Annotated in this window: 15 protein-coding genes and 1 tRNA gene; 1 reads left to right on the forward strand and 15 read right to left on the reverse strand. The window is 56.2% G+C overall.

Annotated features, from left to right (window positions below; genetic code table 11):
* Nucleotides 1-19 precede the first annotated feature (19 nt).
* Nucleotides 20-101 (forward strand) — tRNA-Leu (locus ABIK48_07400).
* A 57-nt stretch (nucleotides 102-158) separates the two neighbouring features.
* Here ABIK48_07400 and ABIK48_07405 read toward each other — a convergent pair.
* The 15 genes from ABIK48_07405 to ABIK48_07475 form a co-directional block, all read right to left on the reverse strand.
* The gene (locus ABIK48_07405) at nucleotides 159-875 is read right to left on the reverse strand and encodes a polyprenol monophosphomannose synthase (GenBank protein MEO0021979.1); all 717 of its coding nucleotides are present in this window, start codon (nucleotides 873-875) and stop codon (nucleotides 159-161) included.
* Nucleotides 876-926: 51 nt separating this feature from the next.
* Nucleotides 927-2186: an FtsX-like permease family protein gene (locus ABIK48_07410; GenBank protein MEO0021980.1), complete on the reverse strand. Its 1260-nt coding sequence runs from the start codon at nucleotides 2184-2186 to the stop codon at nucleotides 927-929.
* Nucleotides 2183-3361 (reverse strand): FtsX-like permease family protein, encoded by a 1179-nt coding sequence (locus ABIK48_07415; GenBank protein MEO0021981.1) that lies wholly within the window; start codon nucleotides 3359-3361, stop codon nucleotides 2183-2185. Before ABIK48_07415 ends, ABIK48_07410 begins: the two co-directional genes overlap by 4 nt.
* A gap of 15 nt (nucleotides 3362-3376) precedes the next feature.
* The gene (locus ABIK48_07420) at nucleotides 3377-4072 is read right to left on the reverse strand and encodes an ABC transporter ATP-binding protein (protein MEO0021982.1); all 696 of its coding nucleotides are present in this window, start codon (nucleotides 4070-4072) and stop codon (nucleotides 3377-3379) included.
* 24 nt (nucleotides 4073-4096) lie between these two features.
* Nucleotides 4097-4522: a DUF1425 domain-containing protein gene (locus tag ABIK48_07425; GenBank protein ID MEO0021983.1), complete on the reverse strand. Its 426-nt coding sequence runs from the start codon at nucleotides 4520-4522 to the stop codon at nucleotides 4097-4099.
* 12 nt (nucleotides 4523-4534) lie between these two features.
* Nucleotides 4535-5710, reverse strand: a complete 1176-nt coding sequence (locus ABIK48_07430; protein MEO0021984.1) for a tetratricopeptide repeat protein — start codon at nucleotides 5708-5710, stop codon at nucleotides 4535-4537.
* Nucleotides 5711-5730: 20 nt separating this feature from the next.
* On the reverse strand, nucleotides 5731-6309 hold the full coding sequence (lpoB, locus tag ABIK48_07435) for a penicillin-binding protein activator LpoB (protein MEO0021985.1): 579 nt from the start codon (nucleotides 6307-6309) through the stop codon (nucleotides 5731-5733).
* A complete protein-coding gene (locus tag ABIK48_07440) occupies nucleotides 6306-6866 on the reverse strand; it encodes a hypothetical protein (protein ID MEO0021986.1) in 561 nt (186 codons plus the stop codon). Before ABIK48_07440 ends, lpoB begins: the two co-directional genes overlap by 4 nt.
* Nucleotides 6867-6882: 16 nt before the next feature.
* Nucleotides 6883-8049, reverse strand: a complete 1167-nt coding sequence (locus ABIK48_07445) for a flagellar assembly protein T N-terminal domain-containing protein (GenBank protein ID MEO0021987.1) — start codon at nucleotides 8047-8049, stop codon at nucleotides 6883-6885.
* Between the two features lie 9 nt (nucleotides 8050-8058).
* Complete coding sequence (locus tag ABIK48_07450) at nucleotides 8059-9051, reverse strand: hypothetical protein (GenBank protein MEO0021988.1); 993 nt, start codon at nucleotides 9049-9051, stop codon at nucleotides 8059-8061.
* A complete protein-coding gene (locus tag ABIK48_07455; protein MEO0021989.1) occupies nucleotides 9048-9623 on the reverse strand; it encodes a CsgG/HfaB family protein in 576 nt (191 codons plus the stop codon). Before ABIK48_07455 ends, ABIK48_07450 begins: the two co-directional genes overlap by 4 nt.
* A gap of 409 nt (nucleotides 9624-10032) precedes the next feature.
* Nucleotides 10033-11478 carry an SBBP repeat-containing protein gene (locus ABIK48_07460; protein MEO0021990.1) on the reverse strand — a complete coding sequence of 482 codons (1446 nt, stop codon included), beginning with the start codon at nucleotides 11476-11478 and terminating at the stop codon, nucleotides 10033-10035.
* Between the two features lie 4 nt (nucleotides 11479-11482).
* Nucleotides 11483-12010, reverse strand: coding sequence for a hypothetical protein (locus ABIK48_07465; GenBank protein MEO0021991.1), 528 nt, complete (start codon nucleotides 12008-12010; stop codon nucleotides 11483-11485).
* Between the two features lie 587 nt (nucleotides 12011-12597).
* Nucleotides 12598-13983, reverse strand: coding sequence for a hypothetical protein (locus tag ABIK48_07470; protein ID MEO0021992.1), 1386 nt, complete (start codon nucleotides 13981-13983; stop codon nucleotides 12598-12600).
* Between the two features lie 50 nt (nucleotides 13984-14033).
* A partial coding sequence (locus tag ABIK48_07475; protein ID MEO0021993.1) for a hypothetical protein occupies nucleotides 14034-14563 on the reverse strand: 530 nt, incomplete at its 5' end.

The following is a 14563-nucleotide window of genomic DNA, read 5'->3' on the forward strand; positions in this document are numbered from 1 at the left end:
TATTTTCAGCCTGACTTCTGCCGAGGTGGCGGAAATGGCAGACGCGCTAGGCTCAGGACTTAGTGGGGCAACCCATGGGGGTTCAAATCCCCCCCTCGGCACTTAACTCCTGAAACTAACCTTCTTTTTATCCCGGGAAAATTGAGTTAAGAGAAGATTCAGACCTTGCCCAGCAGCCGCTGGAGCCGCAGTCTCAGGACTAAAACAAAGGCACGCCAGATGATCCGGCGCGACATTTTCGACACACCGGCACGCCGCTCGGTAAATATGATCGGAATCTCCTTGATCCTCCCCCCCTTGCGCCAGATCATAAAGTCAATCTCAATCTGGAACCCGTAGCCGTCCTCCCTGAGCTGATTTAAGTCCAGTTTCCGCAGCATATCGCAGCGGTAAGCCTTGAAACCGGCGGTCAGATCCCGGACCGGACAGCCGGTCACCTTGCGGGCATAAAGACAGGCAAAATAGGATAAAAGCAGCCGCTTCATCGGCCAGTTGACAATTGAGATGCCGTCGGAATACCGGGAACCGATCACCAGATCATAGTCCTTAAGCAGGGCAATCATCTCCGGAATCTTTTCCGGTGGGTGAGAGAAGTCCGCATCCATCTCAAAGCAGTAATCATAACCGTGCTCGAGCGCATACCGGAACCCCATGACATAGGCGGTGCCCAGACCCAGCTTCCGCTCCCGCCGGATCAGCTTCACCCGCGGGTTCTGCCGGGAAATTGCCTCAACAATGTCACCCGTTTTATCCGGAGAGTTATCGTCAATGACCAGAATATCCAGCTCCGGCGACTGCGCCAGCACCACCGGGATGATCTTTTCAATGTTTTCGGCCTCATTATAGGTGGGCATGATCACCAGTCCGCGTGCCACGGTCTTATGATAAAAACCTGATAAAATATGTCAACTGTGCGTTGCCGTCGGCTATTCAGCAAGTTCCCGGGTCAGCCGTGCCGGCGAACGGCGGAAGATACCCAGCCCGGCAAGGGCACTGCCCGCAAAGGTGGCAGTCAGGCCGGGTAAAAATCCGATAAAAAATGTCCTGCCGGCAATCCGTGCCCGTAGCACATCCTCCATCACCACCGAGGCATTGCGCATCATCCCGCTGATGTCCAGACCATGGGTCTGCAGATACCAGCTGGCACCCAGTCCCAGCAGTGTGCCCAGCAACGACCCGGCGCTGCCGATAAAAAACGCCTCACTCAGCAGCGAACCGTAGAGATGCAGTTTGGTCTCACCCAGCGCCAGCCGGATCCCGATCTCCTGATACCGGCGCAAGGAGTTCAAAAGCCCCGCATTCAGCAGCACTACCGCCATCGCCAGCACGAAAATGAACACCACCAGACCGGTCGCCGCGCTGATCAGCTCAATCAGCGAACCGAATCCGGCAGCGTCCCGCAGCGCCTGCATAACGGGCGCACTTCGCTCCTCACTGCCCGCCGGCAGGAGATTAAAACTGCGGGCGAGCGCCACCGCCCGGTGGTCATCATAAAAACCGTGACGAAAGAACCCCAGCAGTTCGGTTGCCTGGTGCCCGGCACCAAGCAATGCCTGAACCTCACCAATATCTGCCACCAGCAGCTGCCGGTCCAGTGCAGACACCCCAAAGCGGATAATGCCCGCAACCGCCAGCCGCAGCTCGGTCAGCTCACCATCAGCCCGGGTGGTAACGATCACCACCGTATCTCCCGGAACCACACCCAGCTGCTGCGCCAGCCGGAAACCCAGCCCGGCACCACCTTCTTCCGGCAGACCGCCCGCCACCAGCCCGAGGTCGAGCCGGAGCCGTTTCCGCTCCGGACCCTCAGGAGTCAGGTCCATACCCAGCCCGGTGAACGGTATGCCCGGAAGTCCGGTCTTGTTGCTGCGGATGACTCCGGAAAACCGGAGCCGGGGATGCCAGCTGATCTCCGGATACCGCTGACTCAGGCTGAAAACCAGACTGTCAATATCCTTCAGGGTGAATCTGAGACTGTGCCGGTTTCCCAGTTCAGCCTGTGCCCGGGTCACAACCCGCAGATGACCCGTTGCCAGACGGGCGGTTGCGGCAAAGATGCTGTCCTGTGCCCCGCGCAGATAGGCATCAAGAAAAACCGCCAGCGCCACGCCGACGGTCACGACCACCAAGGGAAAAAGGCTCCGGCTCCGGTCCCGCAGTATCCCCTTAATGACAAACCAGCTCATCCCCACCTGCCGCGCAGGGCATCGGTCGGCTTCAGCCTGGCAATCCGCCGGGCAGGCAGCCAGGCGACAAATGCGGCCGAAATCAGTACCAGCAGTGTCGTGCCGATAATCAGCCCGGAGGAGTAGACCGGATACATCCGTTCCTCAAGGGCAAACCCCCAGGAACTGCCACCCGGAAATGAAATTCCGTGCCGGTTCAGATAGACAAAAAGCGGCAGACCGTAAACCGCACCGAACAGTGCGGCAAACACCCCGTAAAGAGCACCCTCAAGGGTGAACAGCGCCACCACCTGACCTCTGGTCATCCCCAATGCCACCAGTGTGCCGATCTCCCGGCGCCGGCGGAAGATGGCAAACACCTGGGTATCAAAGATTGCCAGCAGTGCCAGCAGAAAAAGCACAACAAAGAATACCGACTGCCCGACAGTTTTCGTGCCGATCATCTGCCGCAGATCAGAAAGCAGCACCGCCGGGGACTGAAAAACCCAGCCGGAAACTGCGGGCAGCTTGTGCTGCGGATAGCCCTGCCGGACCGTGACCAGTGTTGCCTGTCCCTCGAGACCGGCAAGTTCTGCCAGCCGGTCCAGCGGCAGCCACAGCTGCCCCTCATCAACTGTCGCCACCGGCGTACTCATCACCGCAACAACCCTGCCCCGGACTTCAACCGTCTGTCCCGCTGCATCCAGCAGCTGAATCTGCACTGTATCGCCCGCACTTACCCCGAGCATCTGTGCCATCCGCATACCGGTCACCACCGGCATCGTCCCGTTGCCACTGTCCAGACCGGCACTCGGGATTTTCACCACCTGCTGCCAGGGCACAATACCCTTCAGCAACACCGGCATCACCCCTCCGGGATACCGGACTGTCGCCGGCACGACCAGAATCGGCACCGCCTCACCCCGGTCAATCAGCGGCTGAAATGCAGCCGGAATGGGTGCATGGGCATGAGTCAGGGTTGAGTAATCATATGGGTCATAGTTCTTCTGCCAGAACTGACCGCCACCTACATCATAATCCACCGCCATCCTTTCTGCCTGCCGGTTCACACCCTCAAGCAGACCCTGCCCGAAGATGATCATCACAAATCCCAGCGACAGCGCAAACGAGTTCAGTCCGGTGCGCAGACCGGCACTGCGCAGGTTCCGCCAGGCAAGTCCCAGCAGAGTCAGCATTGAAAATGCCTCATCTTACCCGGCTTCATCAGCTGCCACCCGGCCGTCGACCAGTCTGATCCGCCGGCGCAGATAACCGATCACCTTGTCATCATGGGTGGAAAAGATAAAGGTTGTGCCCAGCTCCTGATTCAGTTTCTGCATCGTCTCCAGAATATGATAGGAGTTCTCGGCATCCAGATTGGCGGTCGGCTCATCCGCCAGCACCAGCGCCGGCTCCTTGACCATCGCCCGGGCGATCGCCACCCGCTGGCACTCACCGCCGGAAAGCTGGCTAGGATAGGAGTCTGCCCGATCTGCCAGACCGACCCATTCCAGCGCCGCCATTACCCGCCTGCGCCGTTCCTGTGCCCCCATACCCAGCAGCAGCAGGGGAAATTCCACATTCTCATAGGCGGTATAGACCGGCAGCAGGTTGAAGGTCTGGAACACAAAACCGATATGACGACTGCGCAGCCGGGCAGCGGCAGCCGGTGAAAGCCGTTCCACGGTTTCACCCAGCACCCGCACTGAACCGGCGCTGGGCACATCCAGCGTGCCGATGATATTCAGCAGGGTCGTCTTGCCCGAACCCGAAGGTCCGATCACACCGCTGAATTCGCCCTGGCAAAACCGCAGACTGACCCCTTTCAGCGCCACCAGCTCCTGCCGGCCCATCGGATAGCGCTTCACCAGCTCCACGGTCTCGACAATCAGATTGTCATCCGGCATATTCAGTATTAAACTTTTCTCAGTTTACGGCTGGGCAGCAGAATAACGGTTGATGCCCCGGATCATCAGCTTCATCCGGGAAATCCGGTCGGCGGGCGCCGGTGCCACAAACTTGAACCACTGCTCCTGATTGGACTCAAGCATCACCTGATGCCAGCCCCAGGAATCGTCAAGCTGTACCCCCTTTTCGTCATAAAACAGCATCTTCACCTTGCCACCGATCGGCATGTGCCAGCCGTTCTTCAAAAGCACGCTCACCACCAGCGCATCGTCCGACTCCTCCTCCCGGACATCCAGCACCCGGATATCACTTGCCAGCACCGGATTGTTGATCACCCAGCGCCGGGAGTCGGTTTCGCGGTTGATCCAGAGCGAGTTGATGGTCTGGGCACACAGGCATAACAGCAGAACAGCAGCGCCCAGAACCAGTGTCTGATTGATCCGTCTCATTTTAACCTCCTTTTAATAACCATAAAACTCCTCCGCCAGACCGGCAATGATGAACCAGGTCCGGTATCGGCCCTCATGCCGGTCGCAGAAGCCTGCCCGTCCGCCCGTTGCCAGCGGATAGTCGCAATAACCGGTCAGCGTGCCCGACCGGTCGTAAAACCGGAGCCGGACCCGGCAGGTATTTACCGGAATTTTGAGCCGGGCAAAGGAAAAGTTCAATGGGGCATAACCCCAGGCACGGGTGTCCCGGTTCTCCTCCTCCTTGCCGAGCGTAATATCGGCAATGTCGTCTGCCAGCTCCTCGCCGTAACCGGGCAACGCCTTCTCCAGCAGTAATGCACCCAGAACCCGCAGCGCCAGCCGTGCCGCCTTTGCCCCGGCCTCCTGTGCCGCCTTGCGGGTTGCCTCCGCCCCGCTCAGCCGGACCGGAAAGCTGTCCATCAGCTCCGGTATGGTGGCGATCACCCCGAGCGAATCCAGCCAGACCTCGGTTCTGCCGATTGAGCCGGCGGTCTGATGATCAATCTGAACGATCAGTTCCATCTGCCCGCTGTCCGGGACCTCATGGTCGGCAATCCCGGCAAGCAGCTCCTGCGCCAGATTGAAAATTACCGTGCCGGTGTCGGCTATCTGTGCCAGCCCCTGATATTCAATCCGGGCATCATCCGGCTTGCCCAGCTTCTCATAAATCAGACCGAGATAGAAGTTCACAATCGGCAGTTTTGAGGCATCCTGATCATACTGACGCAGCTTCCTGAACTCGACCAGCGCCTCCTGCGGGTTGTTCTGGAGGAGATAGCACAGCCCGAGATAGAAATGAACCAGCTCCCGTTCCCGCTTCCGCAGTTTATACACCGTCCGGGAGTCCACCACCAGCCAGTCATAGAGCTTCGCCGCCTCAGGCCGGTCGCCCGCATCCACCTTGTAGGCGGCAAAAAATGCCTTGCGCGCCTGCTCCAGGTTCAGGTCATAAAAACTGGCAATCCCGTAGCTCAGCAGGGAAAGGATGTAGGACCGGTCCTGCGCCCGGAACTTCTCCTCCACGGTCTTCCGGTATCGCTCCACTGCGGGCGCATAGACGAGATTGGTGAAATAACGGGCAGGTGCTTCAGGCTTGACGGTTGCCGGCGGTCCGCAGACCATAAGCCCGCAGACCGGAACCAGCAGCCAGAACCGGAACCGGTGCATCTGACTTGTTCCGGTTCAGATTATTCGTACCAGGCGCGGCTGCTCTTTTTCTTCAGCTCCTGCTCATCCGCCCAGATGATCTCCGAGGTCCGGACATCCACCAGCCGCATCGTCAGCTTGTAATAGGCAAGGGTGGTCGCGCCCCTCGTCTTCTCAATGCTCATCACATCGCCGGTGAGAAAATAGTCCGCACCGATCAGATTGCCCAGCTTCACCGCTCCGTCCACATCAATCCGCTGGGTTTCCACGAGCGCAATCTCCCTTGCCTGCTGTTTCAGGAGCTCCCGGTCCACAATCCGGAACTTGCCCAGCTTCAAAAGCGCCACCATAATCTTCTCTGCAATCCCTTCAGTGTCAATGTGCTGGGAGGTCCGGTTGCCGATCGTCAGAAACGCCAGCACCGGCTTGCCGGTATCGGCCCGCGGCGGCAGTTTGAACTCCGCCAGCGACTGCACCATCTTCTCCGCCAAAAGCTTCATATCGGTATCCGAATAGGTGTAGTCCCATTCGGTGACCTCATCGGGCCGGACATAGTGCGAGGTGGCACAGGTTAAAAGCCCCAGCAGTGCCATTGGCAAAAGCAGCCAGTCTGCCCTCATTTCTGCTCCTCCTCTTTTTGTTTCTGCTCCTTCAGACTTTCAATCATGAACCGGACAAACGCCTGACTGATTGCGGTCACCGGAGTTTTAGATTCCGGTTCATAGAGCGCCCAGACCAGCACCTTGTCCTGCGGCACATCCACGAGCGCCAGTGAGACCGCCCGCATCTCCTCGGCTGAACATGATCCCTTACTCCGGACACAATGGCCACAGCGGGCGATGATATTGCCGGTAATCAGACTGTTAGCGCCCAGCTTGCGGGCAAACTCCACCGGTTCCGGCGGTGACTGCCGGTTTCTGCCCAGCTCCTTTTCTCCGGGATAAACCACCCGGATACTTTCACTCAGCAGATTGAGCGCCAGTGCATCCTCCAGCAGCCGGTTTGCCTGCGGATCGATTCCGGACAGCACCACCGCCACCGTGCCCAGAATCGGCAGCTTGCCCCCCGCATCCGGATGGACAAAACTGGCGACCGGTGCGAGCGCCGGCTTCTGCTCCTCAGCCAGAATCAGGGCGGTAAACAGCAGCAGAACTAATGCGATTGTCAACTTTCTCACCGTTTCACCTCCAGCTTCAGTCGGTAAATTTTATCTCAATCCGGTTGTTTGTCCAGCCCAGAACCTCAAACCGGACGGTAAAACCCCGCTCTTGCAAACCGCTCAGAACCTCCTGGGTGGTCGTCTCGGAAACGACTTCAATCAGTGCCTGGTCACCCGCAAGCTCCCGGCTCACCACCGTCACGACCCCGCGCAGTTTCGTGCTCAGCTCAGTTTTCAACCGCTCCACCTTCTCATAACCGGCATTCCGGCAGACAATTTCAGTTGTATTCGTCCGGCGGCTCCAGCCTGCAAGGATTCGGTTCATCAGCAACCGGCTTGAGGAGTCGGCAACCCGGTTCAGGACCTCGGTCCGGGAAAAGGGCAGAGTCAGACTCACTGTTGATGTTGCCAGCACCGCAGCGGTCTGGAGATTGACCGCACGCAGGACCAGCCCTGCCTGATAAAACTGGGTCTCGGTCTGGGTATAGGGTGAACGCCGCCGCTCCTGTGACCGGTTGAGTCTGCCGACGATGCCGATCTCCGCACCGGTCCGCAGTCCGGCAAGCTGTGCTGCTGCACTGTCCCCCGCAATCAGCCGGCGCAGCTGCTCTCTTGCCAGATTCTGCTCCAGAGTCTGCCGGTCCACAACCGGAAAACCCCGCTCCGCAAAATAGCCGCTGATTCTGGCTTCAACAAAACCGGCATCCTCATCTCCCTCCTCATCACCCTGAACCACGACCAGCACCCGTGGCCGGCCCTGCTCATTGAGCAGAATGCCGATCGCCTGCAGGTCATTTTCAATCCGGTCGGTCTTCACCCTTGCTCGAATCACCACCCGGTATAGCCCCTGCTCCCGGCTTTCACTCACCACCCGGTAGGAGGCAACATAACCGCTGGAGTTGGCATAAATCCGGTCGGAAAGGAGCTGGAAGTTCTGGACCCGGGTCTCGGCATTGATGAAACTGCCCACCGCCTGCTCCACCGCCTTGCGCAGTGCGTCCCGGAGTGCGCCGTCCCGGGCGATGTCCGGTTCACCGGTAATCGCCGCCACCCCTTCAGCCAGCACCTCCACCCCCTCACCACCACTGAGCACCACCTCAGAACCGGGTGCTGGTGTGGAACTGCCGGTTTTTGCGGTGTAGGCGGGCTGATAACAAAAGACAAAAGGCAGGATCAGCAGAAAAAAGGTCAGCGCCCGCATCTTCACCCCTTACAGTATCAGCCGGACAATCAGCCTGCCCGCCTCCAGCAGAAACTTCGCCCCGTCCTTGAGCCACTTCAGCTTCTCCGCATCCTGCCGGGAAATCACGATATCACTGCCCAGCCTGCCCCGCACCTCCTTAATCTTGAGCACCAGCGGCTGGCGGGCAAACTCAGGCCGGGAAAGAATCTCATCGAGCCGGGTGATGTAGTTCAGCACCGTCTGACCGGTTGAGCCGGTATAACGGTAAAGCTCCCGGGTATCCAGCAGGAGGTTACCGCTCTCATCATAAATTTTGGGAAACAGTGCGGGCTTGAGCCCGGTATTGCCCGCATCCAGCACCAGCCCGGAATACTGCTTGAAAAACTCCCGGACCGCAGGCGAAACCTGCGCCCGTATCTCTCCGGACTGCGGACCGAGCGCGGGCAGGAGCGCATCGGCAACGCTCTGCGGACCGTCCAGCGCCACCTCCAGCTCCACCTCAACAATCCCGGCAGCGGAATCGTATCTTGCCGGACCGGTCTGCCGTGCCCCCTTGATCACCCCTTCCACCCGGGTGTAAATCACATCATAGCGGGTAACAAAGTTCTCCACCTTGGTGTCCGAATCCACCCGCACCCCCTTGATGATCTCCAGGAGATTCCGCTGTGCCACCACCACCGCGGCCCGCTCCGCCATCAGCCTTGCCCTTGACAGATTCTCATCCGCCGGGTCCAGCACCCCGGAGCCGCGCGCCCGCACCACCCGCGCGCCCCAGTCAATCACCCCGCCCGGCACCGGCTCAACAATCTCATTCGGCGGAGCGATCGGACCGACCGGCACCGGCACGGTAAAACCGGTATCCTGAGGCATCGGTGGCATCTGCACCGGACCCGCAACCGGTGCCTGAGCTGGCGTCTGAACCGGACCACCGGCTGACCTCACATTTGCACCGGAACTGACACAGCCGGCAGCCATCAGCACCACAGCAAAACTGACCGGTAAACCGGCAATCCGCCTCATTTCACACCTCCCTTTTCCAGGAGCGGGAGCAGCGCGGTCAGCACCGCACCCTTGAGCGCCTCCTCGGCACCCTCAAAACTGGAACTCTGACCCTGTGCCGAATACAGCACCGACCCGTTCTCCACGCTCACAATCCGGACAGAAACCTCCGCATCCCGCTGATTCGGTGAATCGGAAAAGAACGGGTCATGCTTCACCTTCCCGATTCTGATACTCATCAGCGCATTCGCACCCATCAGCCCGCCCAGCCGGGCAGCGGTCTGTGGATCAACCACCCCCGACCAGGAGAACTCCTGCTCATTCAAAACCGCATCCACCTTTGAACGGTCAACCACCACCACCGTCGGAATCTTCAAAAGCTGGAGCTCGGCAAACTCCCTGAGTCCGCCTTCATCACCGGTATCAGAAGAACCGCCTGCCGGTGGCAGAACCGCAATCCGCCAGGTCCGGCTCAGATCAAACTCCGGAGAGATAGAATAGGGCTGAACCGCCTTCACCATCGCCGGCGTGCAGTTCAGAACTACTCCGGCACAAACCACCGCCGACAAAAGGGCAAGATAAAAACTTTTCATACTTAAATTATCCGGTATTTACCGCTCCTGTCAAACCGCAACCACCAATAACCAAAACAACATCGCAACCGTCACTGCAACCCGCACCTCCTGCATAACCGCTCCTGCTGCCATTTAAAATCCCATAGACCCACCCTCCCCGGAACTGCCCAGAGGGCAGGCTCTTCAGGGGTGTAATACAGCAAGTTATTGAACAATCATTACCTACAAAAACGGACCAACGGGGAATATACATCAGGCATAAATTACTGTTTTTCAGTATGATGGCGAATCCCTGCCCGTTTGTGTCCAATTTGTGAAATTTTGCGTTTTGAATTAAAGCGATTCCTCGACTCGCCTTCGGCTCGCTCGGAATGACAAGAGAAGGGTCATTTCGACCACAGCCCGAAGGGCGAAGTGGAGAAATCCCTTATCTCACCACCACCAGCCGGTGCCGGCGCTGCACCCCGGCACCCGCAAGATCAAGAAAATAAACACCAGCAGGCAGCGAGGGCAGGCTGATGCGGTTCTCCCCTCGCGCAAGATAACCCGCATAAACCAGCCGCTCCTGCCCGCTCACATCCCGCACCACCAGCCGGTAATCACCAGCACAACCAACAGAAAACCGCAAAGTTGCACCCGCACAGACCAGAGTGGCAGGGGAAATGTCACCTGCCGGCACTTCTGCCGGCCGTCCTTCCGCCATCCCGACCGGATAGCGCAGCTTCAGCACCAGAAAGTCGCTGGAGTCATAATCAGCATTGGCAACCTCACCAATCACATAACACACCCCGGGCTCAGCAATAACTATATCGGTAAACCGGCAGTTTTGGTTTTCCTGCCGGTAGGTCCAGTGCCATAACAGTGTGCCGTCCAGACTGTAACACAGAATCGCACCGCTGGATTCATTAAGAATGCTGTCATAACAACCACCGGCAACCAGCAGCTGTCCCGAAGGATCAAAACCGATTGCCTCCCCCCAGCTGTAATGGCTTAATCCGTCAACTCTGACCCAGTCCAGCGTGCCGTCAGGCTGATAGCGGGCGGTAACAAACGAGTCCGGCTGCACGATCCCCTGCTGCGTCTCATCCCAGGCATCACCGGTGATATAAAGGTTGCCTTCAGAATCGGCGGTAATATCTCTAGCTTCATCCTGAGGTTTGATATGAAGAATACGGACCCAACTAACATCACCAGTTTCATTCCATTGTATACTTAAACAATCAAACTGACCTCCCTCCACTGCGACATCCCCTGCGCCCGCAATGTAACCGTTGGTTGAATAATACAGCGAAACAATATCCTCAAGCGGATAACCAAAATCATACTCCCTCAGCCACAGCGATTCACCGCCGGGTGAAAGTTTCATCAGCTGTGCATTACTCCCGCGTCCACCGGCGACATAAATGTTCAGTGATTCATCGCTCGTCACCCCGGAGAAGTAATTTGTCTGCCGCGGATACACCCGCCGATACCAGCACAGATTGCCGTTCCGGTCATATTTAACCACTCCGCCACCCGAAGTCATTGAGCCCGCAATGATAACATTCCCTGCCCGGTCAACCGCACAGCCGTGAAGCCAGTCCAGATAAGGACTGTCAAACACCCGGGTCCAGACCGTATCGCCGTCACGGTTATAACGGATGAGCACAAAGACCGGATTGGAATCGACATCACTCTCGCCCACCACAATCAAATCTCCAGTTAGAATATCAACATCTCCCCAAGCCCACTTGTCAAATGCGAAATTATATCGCTGAGTCCATAATATGTCGATGGCATTAACGAAATTAAAAAAACTCAGTATGAGAGCAACTAAAAGGGGCAGAGCCCGGCCTCTGCTATGTGGCTCTGCCCCCTGGTTCAGGATTACCACGGTTCTACCACTGGGCTTCTACATGACTCTGAATTATCGCCTCGGGCGGAAGTTGGAATTCGTGCTCGCCTTTGATAAAGTGGGAATGTGTCGTTCCTACGCCATGACCTGCGGTATGATGCCATGCAATCGAGTCAGACTGGTGTCGTATAATTGGCGGCGGATTTAATAAATTCACCTGAACACCCTGTGCGTTTACTATTTTGTACCACATATCCAGATATAATTCGCCCAGGTTTGGCCGGGTAGTTTTCCCTCCGCCGTCATATTTCTTCTTCCCGGTGCGCTGATCTATCCAGCCCACAAACCAGGACTCAGCCTTAAATCCGCCATAAGTATGAGTGTCAATTGTTGCGTTGGGTGTCTGAGCAAGTCTTTCGCTGGCAGTCAGGTATCCTCGCTGATGCAGCTGTTCTATTGTAACCTCAACAAATTCCGGACCGGGTGATTCGCTGTCTACGCTGTAATCCTCAAAAATTACTGCGTGAAGATTACCTTCCTCATCCTGATACTCATACAGATAGTAATGCACGGTGCTGGTGCCCTGCGCTACCAGCAGGGGGGGCGAAAAGCAGGCTGGTGTTCTTACAGTTCATGCTTACCTCCTTTTTGCAGCCTTTGCCTGCTGTTCTTGGTGGCTCTGCCACCTGAAAATAATAACCCGTCCCCCGCCTTCTGTCAAGCGGTCTGCTCCCCTGTTTTCATTTTGCACTTTGCACTCTGCATTGTGAAAGAGATTCCTCGACTCAGTTTCACTCCGCTCGGAATGACCTGAAGGGACAAGCGATTCCTCGACTCGACTGACGCCTCGCTCGGAATGACACCTCTTTTCGTCATTTCGAGCGACGCCGAGCGATAGCGAGGCGGAGTCGAGAAATCTCTCCGCCTTACACTTTGCACTTTGCATTGTGAAAGCGATTCCTCGACTCCGCTCGGAATGACCTGAAGGGACAAGCGATTCCTCGGCATGCTCGGAATGACAAGAGAGCAAAGTCATTTCACCCGGCGCCTGAGGCGAACCGTTTCCTGTCATCCCGACCGGAGCGACACCACAGGCGCGCATTCTTCGGTCATTTCGACCGGAGCGGAGCCAAAGGCGGAGCGGAGTGGAGAAATCCCTTATCTCACCACCACCAGCCGGTGCCGGCGCTGCACCCCGGCACCCGCAAGCTCAAGAAAATACACACCCGCAGGCAGCGAGGGCAGGCTGATGCGGTTCTCCCCTCGCGCAAGATAACCCGCATAAACCAGCCGCTCCTGCCCGCTCACATCCCGCACCACCAGCCGGTAATCACCAGCACAACCAACAGAAAACCGTAACGGTGCACCCGCACAGACCGGAGTGGCAAGAGAAAAATATGAATGTGTTTTATTAAATTTAGGTCCAAACTCACCCAGTCCAGTTGGATATCGAAATTTGATTATGGCAAATTTACTGAAGAGGCCGTTAGATAAAATTCCCATACCATAAATTATGGCAGGAAAACTGCCAACTATATCAAGCAGTTCTAAGTTATTGATCGAATCTCGCAATACGCAGTTCCAGCGATACTCACCTTGGTTGTTATAGCAAAATAGCAGAGAACTTGATTTTCTCCTAATGGTATCATAAGAACAACCAGCAATCAGGACATTCCCTAAATCATCGGTTACAACTGCACCACCGCCAGAATAATCGTCGTTTCCGAAGACCTTAACCCATTCCAAATCGCCATCTGGGGTATACTTGAACACGACTAATGAGTCAGGAACAATCCAGCCATTGAAAAACTGACCAGCAAAACCTCCACCATAAATGTTACTCTCATAATCTGTGCTTACTCCATAGCCCCAGTCTTCATTTTTTACATTCAAAACTTTACTCCAGAGGAGGTCGCCATTCGGAGCGAACTTATAAATCAAGAAATCAAACCACCATTGCTCCTCACTGCCAAGACTGCCGATACCAGCAACATTACCGTCCGGCAGCAGAGTAATCACACCTCCTTCCTCGTCCCAGCCCCAGTCGTAAGTCCTTACCCAGAGCAGATCACCATTGACATTGTATTTTATCAGCAGCAGATCATAGCTTGGAGGATTAAGACTCATGGTTGTGCCCGACACATAAATATTTAGCGATTCATCAACCGCCACCCCATTAAGATAGCTTAAATAACCAACCTTATCCTGTTTTATCCATATTAGATTTCCCGCTGAGTCATATTTAATTATCAGACAGGAGTTGGCGGGGTGGGATTCGCCGGAAATCACCACCCCGCCTTCAGAATCTGCGGCGCACGCGTAGACATGCTCATTCTGCACCTGAGTATCATATCGTCGCAGCCATAATATATCACCATCAGCGTTGCATTTTACCAGCATTATACCGTAATTCCCGGAATCCGAATAAGTACCGGCTAATAATATATTACCGCAGCTATCAATCGCTCCACAGGGATAATCAGCAGTGCTGGTGACATCGTATACTCGCTGCCAGACGATGTCCTGAGCCCATCCGGCACACAATAATATAGAAACCGCACTAAAAACCAGTAGTTGGACTGGCGGTCGCATTATCAGTGCAGTAGTGTCGCCTTTGTCCTGATAACAGCATCCGGAGGCCATTCGAATGAATGCTCACCATTAACTATGTGCAGTTTTGTTCGTTCACGAAGGTAGTGAAGACGCCATGATACGATGTCACCATCTCCACAGCGAGCGAACAAAGTGTAATGCCCTATTATCCTCTCTTGGCCGTTGTAAATCTGGCGATACAGACAATCAAGATACCATGGTCCGCTTGAGGGACGAACCGTCTTCGAACCACACCATACATACTTCCGAAGCTGATCGCCTGGTAAAGTCTCTGCCCAGGATGCGGCAACAAAGCCATTGACATAGGAGACAAGGTCAATGTTGTAGTGCGGAGTCAATGCCACCTGCTCCTGATAGGTCAGATAGCCGAGGCTGTGCAGCTGGTCCAGCGTAACCTTGGTAAACTCCGGTCCGGGTGACTGGGCGGAATCGGAATAAATCTCCACAATACAGGCGCCGGTGTCGCCTTCCGCAGTGCCGAACTCATACAGATAGTAATGCACGGTGCTGG

Source organism: candidate division WOR-3 bacterium, assembly GCA_039801085.1.
Lineage (GTDB): Bacteria > Hydrothermota > Tepidihabitantia > Tepidihabitantales > Tepidihabitantaceae > JAOABP01.

Coding starts and splice junctions, on each gene's coding strand:
- ABIK48_07450 (MEO0021988.1), bottom strand. CDS start 9,051: ATGAGGCGGATTGCCGGTTTACCGGTCAGTTTTGCTGTGGTGCTGATG.
- lpoB (MEO0021985.1), bottom strand. CDS start 6,309: ATGAGGGCAGACTGGCTGCTTTTGCCAATGGCACTGCTGGGGCTTTTA.
- ABIK48_07425 (MEO0021983.1), bottom strand. CDS start 4,522: ATGAGACGGATCAATCAGACACTGGTTCTGGGCGCTGCTGTTCTGCTG.
- ABIK48_07415 (MEO0021981.1), bottom strand. CDS start 3,361: ATGCTGACTCTGCTGGGACTTGCCTGGCGGAACCTGCGCAGTGCCGGT.
- ABIK48_07445 (MEO0021987.1), bottom strand. CDS start 8,049: ATGCGGGCGCTGACCTTTTTTCTGCTGATCCTGCCTTTTGTCTTTTGT.
- ABIK48_07455 (MEO0021989.1), bottom strand. CDS start 9,623: ATGAAAAGTTTTTATCTTGCCCTTTTGTCGGCGGTGGTTTGTGCCGGA.
- ABIK48_07410 (MEO0021980.1), bottom strand. CDS start 2,186: ATGAGCTGGTTTGTCATTAAGGGGATACTGCGGGACCGGAGCCGGAGC.
- ABIK48_07420 (MEO0021982.1), bottom strand. CDS start 4,072: ATGCCGGATGACAATCTGATTGTCGAGACCGTGGAGCTGGTGAAGCGC.
- ABIK48_07430 (MEO0021984.1), bottom strand. CDS start 5,710: ATGCACCGGTTCCGGTTCTGGCTGCTGGTTCCGGTCTGCGGGCTTATG.